We start from the raw sequence: 13,944 nt of genomic DNA on the forward strand, positions 1-13,944 counted from the left end.
AGCATGACATTGCGTCTTTTCTCCCTGTCGTTCGCCGTGGCCCTGCTTGCAGGCTGCGCCTCCGTGCCCGGTCCCGAAGTGCGCCGCGACGCGGTCCTTGATGGCAAGCACCAGGTGGTGGCCGGTGACGGTTCGCACGATGGCGTGGACGCGCAGCCGCTGAACGCCGCCGGCGCACCGCAGCCGGTGATCCGCCGCGGCAGCGGCACCATGATCAACCGCAGTGCCGCCGCCGCGCCGTCGCCGGCGTTGTCGCAGGCCAGCACCGGCACCGCCACCTTCAACTTTGAAGGCGAATCGGTGCATGCCGTGGTCAAGGCGATCCTGGGCGACATGCTGGGCCAGAACTACGTGATCGCGCCGGGCGTTCAGGGCACGGTGACCCTGGCCACGCCCAAGCCGGTGTCCTCGGCGCAGGCGCTGAACCTGCTGGAGATGGTGCTGGGCTGGAACAACGCGCGCATGGTCTACAGCGGCGGCCGTTACAACATCGTGGCCGCCGACCAGGCATTGGCCGGCACCGTCGCACCCAGCACCGCGCCGGCGGCCAACGCACGCGGTTTTGAAGTGCGCGTCATCCCGCTGCAGTACATCTCCGCCACCGAAATGAAGAAAGTGCTCGAGCCGTACGCGCGGCCGAACGCGATCGTCAACGTCGACAGCGGCCGCAACGTGATCACCCTGGGCGGTACCCGCAGCGAACTGGAAAACTACCTGCGCACCGTCGAGATATTCGATGTGGACTGGCTGTCGGGCATGTCCGTGGGCGTGTTCCCGATCCAGACCGGCAAGGCCGAGCAGGTCGCGGCGGACCTGGAGAAAGTGTTCGGCGAAGAGAGCAAGACTCCCAGCGCCGGCATGTTCCGCTTCCTGCCGCTGGAGAACGCCAATGCCGTGCTGGTGATCACCCCGCAGGCGCGTTACCTGGACCAGATCCAGCAGTGGCTGGAACGCATCGATACCGCCGGCGGCAGCGCCCGGCTGTTCTCCTACGAACTGCGCTACGTCAAAGCCAAGGACCTGGCCGAGCGCCTGGCCGAAGCCTTTGCCAGTGAGAACAGCCGTGGGGGCCGTGGCGGCAGCACCTCACTGGCGCCCGGCGCCAACGTGCAGGAGCTGGGCAGCCGCGACGGCACCAATGGCAACAGCCTCAACGGCACCGGCAACACCGGCACCACCCGTACCGGCGGCATGGGTGATGGCACCATGAGCCTGCCGCAGCGGCAGCCGGGCAACGCCAGTTTCAACCTGGAAATCCAGGGCGATTCGGTCGGCGTGTCGGCGGTGGAGGAAACCAACACGCTGCTGGTGCGGTCCACCCCGCAGGCGTGGCGTTCGATCCGTGAAGTCATCGAAAAGCTCGATGTGATGCCGATGCAGGTGCACATCGAAGCGCAGGTCGCCGAGGTCTCGCTCACCGGCGACCTCGCCTATGGCGTGAACTGGTTCTTCGAACAGGCGGTGGCGACCGGCAAGACCGAAAGCGGCATCGACCTGCCCAGCGCACTGGGCCGCTCGATCTGGGGCAGCATTTCCGGGCGGGTAGGCGAAGGCGGCCTGGGCTGGACCTTCCTGGGCAAGAATGCCGCCGCGGTGGTGACCGCACTGGACAAGGTGAGCAACCTGCGCCTGCTGCAGACCCCGTCCATCTTCGTGCGCAACAACGCCGAAGCCACGCTCAACGTCGGCACCCAGATCCCGATCAACTCGGTGTCGGTCAACACCGGCGTGGGCGGCGACAACACCTACAGCCAGGTGCAGTACCTGGACACCGGCGTGATCCTGAAGGTGCGGCCGCGCATCACCCGCGACGGCGTGGTGTTCCTGGACATCGTGCAGGAAGTGAGCTCGGCCGGCGCCATCCCATCCGGCTGCGACGCCACCCGCACCACCTGCAATCCGCCGATCAACACCCGCAAGATCTCGACCGAGGCGGCGGTGCAGAGCGGGGACACCATCATGCTGGCCGGCCTGATCACCAATTCGGACGAGAACGGCGCCAACGGCGTGCCGGGCCTGAGCCGGATTCCGGTGCTCGGCGCGCTGTTCGGCAGGAAGACCCAGAACACCGACCGCTCCGAGGTGATCGTGCTGCTGACCCCGACCATCGTGCGCAACGCTCAGGAGTCGCGCAACCTCACCGACGAGTACAGCAACCGCTTCCGCGCCATGGAACCGTTCCCGTCCCGCCCCAAGCGCTGAGTCCTGCTACGCTGCGGTCACGACGCCGCACACAGGGGGACGGATGGGAACGATCGTGTTGCTGCCGATCGGGGTCGATGACAGCGCGCTGGACCGCTGCCTGGCGGCGCTGGATGCCGGCACGCCGGCGCAGACGCCGGTGTGGCTGGCCGACGATGGCCAGGCCGGGCCGCGTGCGCAGGCGGTGATCGCGCACTGGCTGGAAAGCACCCCGCTGCGCGCCGAGTACACCCGACGCGCGCGTGCGATCGGCGAAGTCGCGCACCTGGATGAAATGCTGCGCGCCTGCGAAGGCAGTGAGGTGGTGGTGCTGGCGCCCGATGCGGTACCGGCGCCGGGCTGGCTGCAGCAGCTGGATGCCTGCTTCGCGCGCGATGCCTCGATCGGTTCGGCCACGCCCTGGTGCAACGCCGGCGAAACCGCGGCCTGGCCCCGGCTGGGCGAGATCAACCCGGTCCCGGACGATCTGGACGCGATGGCGCAGGCCTGCGCCGCACTGCCGACGCTCGACCCCGAACTGCCCTCGGCGGTGACCCACGCGGTCCTGCTGCGGGCCAACGCCCGGCGCAAGGCCGGCGGCCTGGACATGCACAGCTATGGTTCCTGGAACGCGGCGTTGATCGACCTGAGCCTGCGCATGGCCGGCCTGGGCTGGCGCAACGCGCTGTGTGCCAATGCCTATGTCGCGCGCGACGGTGAAGCACGGGCGCACGACGGTGACCTGGAAGCACTGGGCACGCGCTGGCCGACCTGGCAGCCGCGGCTGGCCGGGTTCCTGATGGGCGACCCGTTGCTGCAGGTCAGGCAGGACCTGCAGCGCCTGCACCAGCAGGCGATAATGCCCCGGTCGCAGGGCGATCTGTTCGGATCGCCCGCCGCAACCGCTCCGGAGCCGCCTGCTTGAATCCCTGCATTGCCGTCATCATCGTCAGCTACCAGAGTGCCAGCACGCTGGACCAATGCCTGACGCGGTTGCGCGCGGCCGACGAGGTCGCCGAGATCCGCGTGGTCGACAACAATTCCGACGATGGCACGCTGGACATCGTGCAGCGCCATGCAACTGCCGACCCGCGCCTGCACTTCATCGCCAATCCCGACAACCCGGGCTTCGCCGCCGCCAACAACCAGGGCGTGGCCGACAGCCGGGCGCCGTGGTTGGCTTTCATCAACCCGGACCTGATGGTCCAGGCCGGTACGCTGGCGCAGCTGCGCGCGCGCGGAGAGGCCCTGGGCGATTGCGTGCTGGGCGTGGAGCAGGTGGACGAGCAGGGCCAGCCCGATGCGGCGGTGCGCCGCCGCGATCCCGATTTCGGCGCCATGCTGCGCCACCCGGGGCAGGGCGCAAAGCTTGCCATCCCGGCTGACCCGACGCAGGTGCTGCAGACGGTGCCGGCGCTGTCCGGGGCGCTGCTGTTGATGCCGCGCGCGCTGTTCGACCGCATCGGCGGCTGGGATGCCGGCTACCGCCTGCATGCCGAAGACCTGGACCTGTGCCGCCGCGCCCGCGAAGCCGGGGCGGTGGTGGCCATCGCCAATGACCTGCAGGTGGTGCATGTGCGCGGCGTGTCGAGCCGTTCGCGGCCGTTCTTCGTGGAATGGCACAAGCATCGCGGTCTGTGGCGTTACTTCCGCCGGTTCGAGGCGCCGCGGCGCAACCTGCTGGTGCAGGCCGCCGTCTGGGGCGCGATCTGGGCCCACGCCGCGGCTCAGGTCCCACGGTTGTTGCGCCGGCGCTGAAAGGCGGCGGATGGCGCAGCCCGGTAGGTACCGACCGTTGGTCGGTACATGCTGGCAGGCGCATAATCCGGGCATGATCATCCAATCGTTGCTCGACACCGACCTGTACAAATTCACCATGATGCAGGCGGTGCTGCACCAGCACCCCGGCGCGCAGGTCCAGTACCGGTTCAAGTGCCGCACGCCGGGCATCGACCTGGCGGCGTTCATCGACCAGATCAACGCCGAGATCGATCATCTGTGCAGCCTGCGCTTCAGCCCCGAAGAGCTGGACTACATGCGCGGGCTGCGCTTCGTGAAGCCGGACTTCGCCGACTTCCTCGGCCTGTTCCACCTGGACCGCAAGTACATCGACCTGCGCCCGTCGCAGGCCGTGCCGGGCGAGATCGAGCTGGACATCACCGGGCCGTGGCTGCACACGATCCTGTTCGAAGTGCCGCTGCTGGCGATCATCAACGAGGTCTGGTTCCGCAACACCAGCACGCCCGACTTCGCCGAAGGCGAGCGCCGCCTGCAGGCCAAGACCGCGCTGCTGCGCGACACACCGGGCTTCGAGCTGTGCCGCATTGCCGACTACGGCAGCCGCCGCCGCTATTCACGCGACTGGCACGCACGCATGCTCCCGATGATGCGCGATGCGCTGGGCGAACAGTTCGTGGGCACCAGCAACGTGCATTTCGCGCGGCTGTACGGCATGACCCCGCACGGCACGATGGCCCATGAGTACCTGCAGGCGTTCCAGGCGCTGGGTCCGCGCCTGCGCGATTCGCAGGTCGCGGCACTGGAATCGTGGGCGCGCGAATATCGCGGCGACCTGGGCATCGCGCTGTCCGACGTGGTCGGACTGGACGCGTTCCTGCGCGACTTCGACATGTACTTCTGCAAGCTGTTCGATGGCGTGCGGCACGATTCGGGCGACCCCTTCAGCTGGGGCGACCGGATGCTGGCGCACTTCAGGGAGCGCCGCGTGGACCCGCGCAGCAAGGTGCTGGTGTTCAGCGACGGGCTCAACATCGAAAAGGTGATGCGCCTGTTCGATTACTTCCGTGGCCGCTGCCAGGTTGCGTTCGGGGTGGGCACCCACCTCACCAACGACCTGGGCCCGACCCCGCTCAACATCGTGATCAAGATGGTCCGCTGCAACGGCCAGCCGGTGGCCAAGCTCAGCGATTCGCCGGGCAAGAGCATGTGCGACGACCCCGGCTACCTCGCCTACCTGCGCCAGGTATTCGAGCTGCCGCCGGCATGAGGCGGGTCACGACCAACGGTCGTGACCTACCGACCAGACACCGGCCGTAACCTCCCCGTCCAACCACCGGTAGGTCACGACCGTTGGTCGTGACGCTCTCGTCCCACCACCGGTAGGTCACGACCGTTGGTCGTGACGCTCTGTATCATTCCAACGCGTAGCGCAGAACGAACAACCCAGCCACCAGCCACACCGCCGGATGCACGTCGCGCCAGCGCCCCGTACCGGCCTTCAACACGGCATAGGCGATGAAGCCGAACGCCAATCCGTTCGCAATGGAATAGGTGAACGGCATCGCCAGCGCGCACAGCGCGGCGGGCACGGACTCGGTGAGGTCGTTCCAATCCACATCCACCAGTTCGCGCAGCATCAGCCCGGCCACGAACAGCAGCGCCGGTGCGGTGGCATAGCCGGGCACCATGCCGGCCAGCGGCGAAAACAGCAGCGCGGCCAGGAACAACGCGGCCACCACCAGCGCGGTGAGGCCGGTGCGGCCACCGGCCTGCACGCCGGAGGCGCTTTCGGCAAAGGCGGTGGTGCTGCTGGTACCCAGCAGCGAGCCGGCCACGATGGCGGTGCTGTCGGCCAGCAGCGCACGCCCAAAGCGCTTCTGCGCGCCCGGCAGCTTGAGCAGGCCGGCACGTCCGACCACGCCATACAGGGTGCCGGTGGCATCAAACACTTCAACCAGCACGAACACCAGCACCACCTGCAGCAGCACGGCGATGGGCGCGCCGCCGTCGTGGTGCAGCAGGCCGGGCAGGTCCAGCTGCAGGAAGGTGGGCGCCAGGCTGGGCGGCAGCGAGATGACACCCTGGTACTGCACGGCGCCCAGCAGCCAGGCGGCGCCGGTGACGGCAAGAATGCCGATCAGGATGGCACCGCGCACGCGACGTGCTTCGAGGATGGCGATCAGCAGGAAGCCGGCCAGGGCCAGCAGCGGCGGGGCGGTGTTGAGCGGGCCGAGCGCAACCAGGGTGTCGGGGTTGGCGATGATCACGCCGGACTTCTGCAGGGCGATGATGGCCAGGAACAGGCCGATGCCGGCGACGATGGAGGCGCGCAGCGAGGCGGGAATACCGGCCACCAGCCAGGCGCGCACGCCGGTCAGCGACAGCGCCAGGAACACCAGGCCGGAGATGAACACGGCGGCCAATGCCTGCTGCCACGGCAGGCCGGCGGCACCGACCACGGTGAAGGCGAAGAACGCATTCAAGCCCATGCCCGGCGCCATGCCCACCGGGAAGTTGGCGGCGAACGCCATCACCAGCGAGCCCAGCGCGGCGGCCAGGCAGGTGGCGACGAACACGGCGCCCGGGTCCATGCCGGTGGTGGACAGGATGTCGGGATTGACGAAGACGATGTAGGACATCGTCAGGAACGTGGTCAGCCCGGCCAGCAGTTCGGTCCGCACGGTGGTGCCGTGCTGTTTGAGCTGGAACAGGTTTTCAAGCAGTTTCATGGCGGGGGTCCATGTCTCTTTTGGTTGGATCACAAGCGAAGTCAAAGGCCTTCGTTTGATGCGTCACTTGCTGAGGGCCGGCGGGTGCGGGGGTACGGGGGGCGCCGTGAACCCTTCCATGGGGGCTCTTGCGAAACATCCATGTTTCGCAAAGCCCCCGTACCCCCGCACCCGCCGGCCCTCCCGAATTCGGCCGGTGGCCATGGAAGATCAAACGCAGTTCCGATCATTTCCATGTGGTGCTGCGTAGGGACACGCCATGCGTGTCTGCTCTTCCTGTCCGCACGCGACCAATCTTCGAGGGAGGCCGGCGGGCAGCCCCTGTAGGGACTGTCAAAAACATGGATGTTTTTGCCAAGCCCCCAAGGATGGGTTTACGGCGTGTCCCGTAAGGGGCTGCCCGACGGCCTCCCTGCAGGCAGTAATGAAACGCTGCGGTTGACCTTGCGCCAGAATGCAAAACGGCCGCGCAGAGCGCGGCCGTTTTTCCTTCTTACTTCAGCGCCTTGAAGCGCAGGCGCTTCGGGGCGGCGTCGTCGCCCATGCGGCGGCGCTTGTCTTCTTCGTATTCGCGGTAGTTGCCCTGGAAGAACTCCACGTGCGAATCGCCTTCGAACGCCAGGATGTGGGTCGCGATGCGATCCAGGAACCAGCGGTCATGCGAAATCACGAACGTGTTGCCCGGGAATTCCAGCAGCGCATCTTCCAGCGCACGCAGGGTTTCGATGTCCAGATCGTTCGACGGTTCGTCGAGCAGCAGCACGTTGCCACCCTGCAGCAGGGTCTTGGCCATGTGCAGGCGGCCACGCTCACCACCGGACAGCGAACCCACCAGCTTCTGCTGGTCCTGGCCCTTGAAGTTGAAGCGGCCGATGTAGGCGCGCGACTGGATCTCGATGCCGTTGATGTTGAGGATGTCCAGGCCGCCGGCGATTTCCTGGAAGACGTTGTGGTTGCCCTCCAACGCGTCGCGGCTCTGGTCCACGTAGGACAGCTTGACGGTCGGACCGACCACGATCTCGCCGGAATCCGGCTTCTCCTGGCCCGTGATCATCTTGAACAGGGTCGACTTACCGGCACCGTTGGGGCCGATGATGCCCACGATCGCGCCGGCCGGGACCAGGAAGCTCAGTTCGTCGAACAGCAGGCGGTCGCCGAACTTCTTGGACACGTTCTTGAACTCCATCACCGAATTGCCCAGGCGCTCGCCCGGCGGGATGAAGATTTCATTGGTTTCGTTGCGCTTCTGGTAATCGACCGACTGCAGCTCTTCCAGGCGGGCCAGACGCGCCTTGCCCTTGGTGCGGCCGCCCTTGGCGTTCTGGCGCGACCACTCCAGTTCCTTCTGGATCGCCTTCTGGCGCGACTTCTCCTGGTTGTCTTCCTGCTTCAGGCGCTCGTCCTTCTGCATCAGCCAGTCGGTGTAGTTGCCCTTCCACGGAATGCCGCGGCCGCGGTCCAGTTCCAGGATCCATTCGGCGGCGTTGTCCAGGAAGTAGCGGTCATGGGTGACGGCCACCACGGTGCCGGTGTAGCGCGCCAGGAACTGTTCCAGCCATTCCACCGACTCGGCGTCGAGGTGGTTGGTCGGTTCGTCGAGCAGCAGCATGTCCGGCTTCTGCAACAACAGGCGGCACAGCGCCACGCGGCGCTTTTCACCGCCGGACAGCTTGCCCACGATGGCATCCCACGGCGGCAGGCGCAGCGCATCGGCGGCCACGTCCAGCTGGTTTTCCAGAGTGTGCGAGTCACCGGCGGCCAGGATCGCCTCCAGGCGCTCCTGTTCCTTGGCCAGCTTGTCGAAATCGGCACCTTCCTCGGCGTAGGCCAGGTACACCGCGTCCAGCGCGGCTTGGGCCTGCAGCACTTCGCCCACGCCTTCCTCGACCGCTTCACGCACGGTCTTGGTCGGGTCCAGCTCCGGTTCCTGCGCCAGGTAGCCGACCTTGATGCCGGCCTGCGGGCGGGCTTCGCCCTCGAAGTCGGTGTCCACGCCGGCCATGATCTTCAGCACCGTGGACTTGCCGGCACCGTTCAGGCCCAGCAGGCCGATCTTGGCACCCGGGAAGAACGACAGCGAGATGTCCTTGATGATCTGCCGCTTGGGCGGGACCACCTTGCTGACTTTGTTCATGGTGTAGATGTATTGCGAGGACATGAGCTCTCCGAAGGCGCAACCCTGCGCCCGTTCCGTCAGGAACAAGCACAGATGAAAAGGGATGGCGCCAATTATAGCCCGAAGCGATGACCCCCGCCGGCCGGCCCCTGGGGCGGGCCTTGCCGCTGCCTGAATGGGTCGTCAAAGCGGTTGAATTGGAAACCGTTTCCAGCCGGAAACCGTTCAGACGACGTCAGCATGATGGAGCCATCACTCACCAAGCGAGGCCAGACATGCGCATGAATCGAATTGTGGTCGGGACCGTGGCCTCGCTGCTCGCGCTGGGCAGCATCGCCCCGGCCTTCGCCGACGACCATCGCGGCCGTGGCCACGACCGCCACCATGATGATCGTCATGACCGTCGCCATGACCGCCACGACGACCGCCGCGACTGGCGCGACGACCGCCGTGAAGCCCACCACGACCGCCGCTACTACGACAACCGGGGCTATTACCGCCCGGCACCGCCGCCGCGCGTGGTCTACCGGCCGGCCCCGGGCCGCGGTTACGGCTGGGCCCGCGGCCACCGCTACAACGAGTACTACCGGGGCCCGGTCTACGTGGTCAATGACTACAGCCGCTACTCGGTGCGCCGCCCGCCGCGTGACCACCACTGGATCCGCGACGACCGTGGCAACCTGCTGCTGGTCGCCATCGCCACCGGCATCATCGCCGACTACGTGATCAACAACCGGTAAGCCCGGAACGCAACACCCCGAAACGAAGAAGCGCGCCCCAGGGCGCGCTTCTTCGTTCTACAGAGCGGAACAGCCGGTCAGAACGCCACCGACCAATCCAGCTGCGCGCCCACATCGCGCTGGCCGTCACCGTCACGCCCCTGCATCTGCAGTGACAGGCGGCTGTTGGCACTGGGGCTCACCGCCACGCCGAGTTGGGCCAGCACGCTGCTGCGTGCCAGCGGTGCACCGGCAATGGTGAAGTCCTGCGCACCGCCCACGAAGCGCGCGGTGGTGGTGGGCAGACGATCGCCATCGGCGTACTGCCAGCCTACCCGCGCGGTCAGCACGGCACGGTCCTGCAGCCCGCCGCTGATGTCCCAGTCAGCCTTCAACGCGGCCAGCCCGGTGCGGTACCGGCTGTCGGCCGCACCCAGGTGCAGGGCGCTGTCGCCGCCCCGTTCCTGGCTGCCATCGCTTTCCAGCCGCACCTGGGCCAGTTCGATCTCCGGGGTCAGCTGCAGGCGCGGACCGCCAAAGGTCCAGCCGGCGCGCACGAACGCGGTGGTGCCGGTGGCGTCTTCGCGGGCCAGCAGGTTCTCACTGAAGGCAGTTCCCACCTGTGCGGTGCGCGTGGTGTCGGTGCGGTAGTCGGCGCGGGTCACGCCGCCGCGCAGGCTCAGGCCCTGCCAGCGGTAGTTCGCGTACACGCCGTACTCGGTCGCATCGGTCTCGGCCACGGCTGCGCGCTCGCGCAGACGGTTGTCCAGCGTCTGCTGGCCGCCTGCCACGCCCAGTTCCAGCGTGTCACCCAGCTGCCAGCCGGCACCGGCCATCAGGCCGTGCTGCTGGACGCGGGTGGCTGCGTTCGCAGCAGTCGCATCGGTACGCAGCTGTCCACCGCTGCCGGCCACCCAGGCGCGCACGCCCGGCAGGATGTCGCCGCTGATCGCGCGGCCATCCAGATGGCGGTCGATGCCATCGTGCAGGAAGCGGTTCTGCAGCAGCGCGCCACGCGTGGCCGCATGCACTTCGCCAGACAGGCTGTCGAACGCCGGCACCACCTGCGGTACTTCCAGGCGCACCACCGCGTCGTACACAAGGTTGCCCTCGCCCAGCGCTTCCACGGCGGTCGCCACTTCGCGCTGGTTGTCGTTGACCACCACCTCGGGGAACGCCAGTTCCACGTCGGGCAGCGCGATGTCGTTGCGTGCCATGGTGAGGTAGACGTTGTTGGCGTCGTAGCTCAGGGTCGGATCAAGGAAGGCGAAGGTGCTGGTGACCCCGGCAAAGGTACCGTTGACGCCGTCGGCGGCGCTGAGCACGGTGTAGCGGGTGGATACCTGCCAGTCGCCGGCGGCGGCGACTGCCACGGTGCCGGCGTCGCCCAGCGTGGCGGTGCCGGCCACGTCCACGACATCGCTGCGGCCATCGGCGGCCACGTCCACCTGGTAGGTCGCACTCGGGTCGAACACCAGATCGCCCGTCACCGACAGGCGGCCGATGGTGCCGATAAGGCTTGCGCCGGGCGACAGCACGCTGTTGCTGTGCAGGAACACGCTGCCCACGCTGCCGGTGCCGGTCAGCAGGGCCCGGTTTTCCATGTGCAGCTCGCCGCCCAGCGCGCCCTGCACGGTCAGGACACCCGCGTCGACCCACGTGGTGCCGGCGAAGGCACTGCTGTCGCCGGTCAGGGTGAGGAAGTGGCGGCCCTGGCGCAGGGTGCCTTCACCGCTGAACTGACCGGCGTAGGTCAGCACGCGGGTGGTGTCGATCTCGAAGGTGCCAGCGCTTTCGATCTCGACGTTGCCGCCGTTGAGGGCATTGCCGTTCACGCGCAGGGTGCCTTCCTCGACGCGGGTGAGGCCGCCGGTGGTGCCACCGCCGAGCGTCAGGGTGCCGCCATCGCGCTTGACCAGCGTGCTGCTGCTGTTGCCGCTGACATTGCCGGCCAGGGTGGCGGTTTCACCCGCGGCCACTGCCACGGCGACTTCGCCCTGCAACTGCACTGAATTGTTGAAGGCCACGGCGTCGCCCAAGGCCAGGGTGGTGCCGTCAGCCATGGCCAGCCAGCCGCCGCCGAGCGCGGCGCTGTTGGCCAGGGCCAATGCACCGTTGCGTACCTGCAGCGAACTGTTCCAGCCGGTGCTGTCGCCCTGCAGGGTCAGCGTGCCGGTGCCGGTCTTGTAGAGCTTGCCCGGGCCACTAAAGGCGCGCGAGGCGGTCAGGCTGCCGTCGACATCGAAGGTCGAATCGGCGCTGAGCAGCACGGCCGTATCGAGCGCGAGCTCGGTGCCGGTGCGCAGGGTGCCGCCTGCCATCTCAAACCTGGCAGTGCCTTCGCCGTTGGAGAACGCCGCGCTGGACACACCGGTACCCACATCAAGCACCGCATCCTGGGTCACCGTGACGGTGCCGGTGCTGCCGGCATTGCGGGCCAGGACGATGCCGCCGCTGATGGCGGCGCTGCCGCCCTGGCTCACCGTGAAGCTGCCTTGCCCGGATTCGCCCACGCTCAGCGAATCGCTGCGCCAGGTCGAGCCCGCGCCCGTCACCACGACGGTACCGCTGCCAGCGGCGGACTCACCGAGCAGGACGTTGCCCAGCGCGATCGTGCCGCCGTTGGAGAGATCGATCACACCTACGCCGGCATTGCCCACCACCGTGGTGCCACCGATCTGCTCGACGCTGGAATCCGGGCCGGAAACCAGCAGGTCGCCACGCGAACGGTCGCTGGCCGAGGTGCCGCTGTTGCCAACACGCAGGTCGCCCTGGAGATCGATCCGGCCACCGTCGAGGACCTTGACCACGCCCTTGCCGAGTTCACCGATGCTGAGCGCACCCGTGTTCAGCCACTGGCTGCCGTCGCCTGAAATCTCGGCGGTGCCGTCGCCGGTGCGGGCGGTGCCCACGACCGCCGCTGCGCTGGTCAGCTGGCCGCCATCAAGCACCTGCAGCGTGCCGTAGCCGACGTTGGCCAGCTGCAGGGTGCCGCCGGCAGTGAACTGCGAATCGGCGCCGCTGACCACCAGAACGCCGGTGCCATTGGTGCTGGCACCCAGTTCAACATCATCGGCGACCGCGATGGTGCCGGCATTGTCGACGTCCACCCGGCCCCAGCCGTTGACGCCGAGGGTGAGCGACAGCGCCTCGAGGCGGGAATCCGCGCCGGTCGCGCGTGCCGTGCCGACACCGCTCGGGGTCATGCCCAGCGTGGTGGCACCGAAGCTGGCGCTGGCGCCATCGGACACCTGGATGGCGCCCACGCCCGCCCTGCCGACGACGGTCTCGCTGCCGCTCTGCACGAAGCGGGACTCGGCGCCGGACACGATCAGGTCGCCGCGCGACCGCAGGCTGGCCGAAAGGGCCTGGTTGCCCAGGTAAAGCGCGCCGCGTACTTCGGCGCTGGCGCCGTCGACCACCTTCACGGTGCCGGTGCCGTACTCGCCGATGTTGAGCACACCGGTGTTCGCCCAGTGGCTGCCGGCGCCGGAGATTTCGGCCACGCCCACGCCGGTGCGGGTATTGCCGACGTAGCCGGTCACGCTGGTCATCTGCGCGCCATCGAACACCTTGACGGTGCCGTTGCCCTCATTGCCCAAGAACAGGTTTTGGCCATTGGTGAAGCGCGAGGCCGCACCGCCTACGTTGACCAGGCCGGTGCCGGTGGGGCCTGCGCCGACGTAAGCGTCGGTGCCGATGGCCAGGGTGCCGCCGTTGTCGACGTCAACCTGGCCATTGCCCAGGTGGCCGACGCCGATGGTGGTCAGCGCAGTCCAGGTCGAACCGGCGCCGGAGATGGTGATGCGGCCGTCGGCGGTGGCCGCGGTGCCGGCGCGTTCGCCGGTGCCGACGAAGATGGTCGCGGAGGTCAGCTGGCCTCCCCCCAGGATCGACAGGTTGCCGCGCGTGGTATAGCCGACGTGGATGTGGTTGGTGCGCTCACCGGTCGCGGTGACCTCGGCGGTGCGGTTGCCGTCGATATAAGCAGCCACCGACCCGCCGGTCGGTTCGCCGGACTCCCAATTGCCGGCATTGGACCAGCCGTTGTCGATGGTGCCGCGGAACTCGTTCCAGCCGTTGAGGCCGGCGAAGGCGGACGGCGCGGCGCAGGCCAGCGCGATGCCGGCCACCAGCGGCGCCAGGCGCGGCGAGCGCCGGTCGATGCGGGCGCGGGTACGTGCGCCATCGGCAAATTCGGACACAACCTGCATGCACTTCAGCGCGTGATTGAAGACCACGCGATACACATGATTCACAGCCAACCCCTGTTTGTTATGAAAACGATTCCCTGAGGTGGCAATAACGGCCTCTGGCTGAACGTCTTTAGGTCGCTGGACCGATTAATCTGAACAATTCAAGGAACGGCGTCGCAGTTCAGATTTTTGGCCAGAGCTGCGCGCGGGGGTGCAAACCGGCCCTTCGGCACGGGCCAGCCCCGGCTGCGGGCCTTACAATG

General features: G+C 67.7%; 8 protein-coding genes. 5 read left to right on the forward strand and 3 right to left on the reverse strand.

Annotated features, from left to right (window positions below; genetic code table 11):
- Positions 1-3: 3 nt before the first annotated feature.
- The 4 genes from gspD (at position 4) to pncB (ending at position 5,188) form a co-directional block, all read left to right on the forward strand.
- Complete coding sequence (gene gspD / locus AC06E7_RS13745) at positions 4-2,202, forward strand: type II secretion system secretin GspD (RefSeq protein WP_478065085.1); 2,199 nt, start codon at positions 4-6, stop codon at positions 2,200-2,202.
- 43 nt (positions 2,203-2,245) lie between these two features.
- Positions 2,246-3,106 (forward strand): glycosyltransferase family 2 protein, encoded by an 861-nt coding sequence (locus AC06E7_RS13750; protein ID WP_478065086.1) that lies wholly within the window; start codon positions 2,246-2,248, stop codon positions 3,104-3,106.
- Complete coding sequence (locus tag AC06E7_RS13755) at positions 3,103-3,939, forward strand: glycosyltransferase family 2 protein (protein WP_320458085.1); 837 nt, start codon at positions 3,103-3,105, stop codon at positions 3,937-3,939. Before AC06E7_RS13750 ends, AC06E7_RS13755 begins: the two co-directional genes overlap by 4 nt.
- A 73-nt stretch (positions 3,940-4,012) precedes the next feature.
- A complete protein-coding gene (gene pncB / locus AC06E7_RS13760; protein WP_478065087.1) occupies positions 4,013-5,188 on the forward strand; it encodes a nicotinate phosphoribosyltransferase in 1,176 nt (391 codons plus the stop codon).
- A gap of 145 nt (positions 5,189-5,333) precedes the next feature.
- On the opposite strand, the gene AC06E7_RS13765 is transcribed toward pncB, so the two are convergent.
- Positions 5,334-6,650, reverse strand: coding sequence for an NCS2 family permease (locus tag AC06E7_RS13765; protein WP_068849181.1), 1,317 nt, complete (start codon positions 6,648-6,650; stop codon positions 5,334-5,336).
- 493 nt (positions 6,651-7,143) lie between these two features.
- On the reverse strand, positions 7,144-8,808 hold the full coding sequence (gene ettA, locus AC06E7_RS13770) for an energy-dependent translational throttle protein EttA (RefSeq protein WP_068849183.1): 1,665 nt from the start codon (positions 8,806-8,808) through the stop codon (positions 7,144-7,146).
- 233 nt (positions 8,809-9,041) lie between these two features.
- Between ettA and AC06E7_RS13775 the strand changes: the two genes are divergently transcribed.
- A complete protein-coding gene (locus tag AC06E7_RS13775) occupies positions 9,042-9,506 on the forward strand; it encodes an RcnB family protein (RefSeq protein WP_068849185.1) in 465 nt (154 codons plus the stop codon).
- A gap of 77 nt (positions 9,507-9,583) precedes the next feature.
- Here AC06E7_RS13775 and AC06E7_RS13780 read toward each other — a convergent pair whose 3' ends face one another.
- Positions 9,584-13,744 (reverse strand): autotransporter outer membrane beta-barrel domain-containing protein, encoded by a 4,161-nt coding sequence (locus tag AC06E7_RS13780; RefSeq protein ID WP_478065088.1) that lies wholly within the window; start codon positions 13,742-13,744, stop codon positions 9,584-9,586.
- Between the last annotated feature and the right edge of the window lie 200 nt (positions 13,745-13,944).

Source organism: Stenotrophomonas sp. Steno-Z4 (assembly GCF_056393145.1).

Bases quoted from the DNA above. Each gene is read 5' to 3' on its own strand.
- AC06E7_RS13775 (WP_068849185.1), top strand. From the start codon at position 9,042: ATGCGCATGAATCGAATTGTGGTCGGGACCGTGGCCTCGCTGCTCGCG.
- gspD (WP_478065085.1), top strand. From the start codon at position 4: ATGACATTGCGTCTTTTCTCCCTGTCGTTCGCCGTGGCCCTGCTTGCA.
- ettA (WP_068849183.1), bottom strand. From the start codon at position 8,808: ATGTCCTCGCAATACATCTACACCATGAACAAAGTCAGCAAGGTGGTC.
- pncB (WP_478065087.1), top strand. From the start codon at position 4,013: ATGATCATCCAATCGTTGCTCGACACCGACCTGTACAAATTCACCATG.
- AC06E7_RS13765 (WP_068849181.1), bottom strand. From the start codon at position 6,650: ATGAAACTGCTTGAAAACCTGTTCCAGCTCAAACAGCACGGCACCACC.
- AC06E7_RS13750 (WP_478065086.1), top strand. From the start codon at position 2,246: ATGGGAACGATCGTGTTGCTGCCGATCGGGGTCGATGACAGCGCGCTG.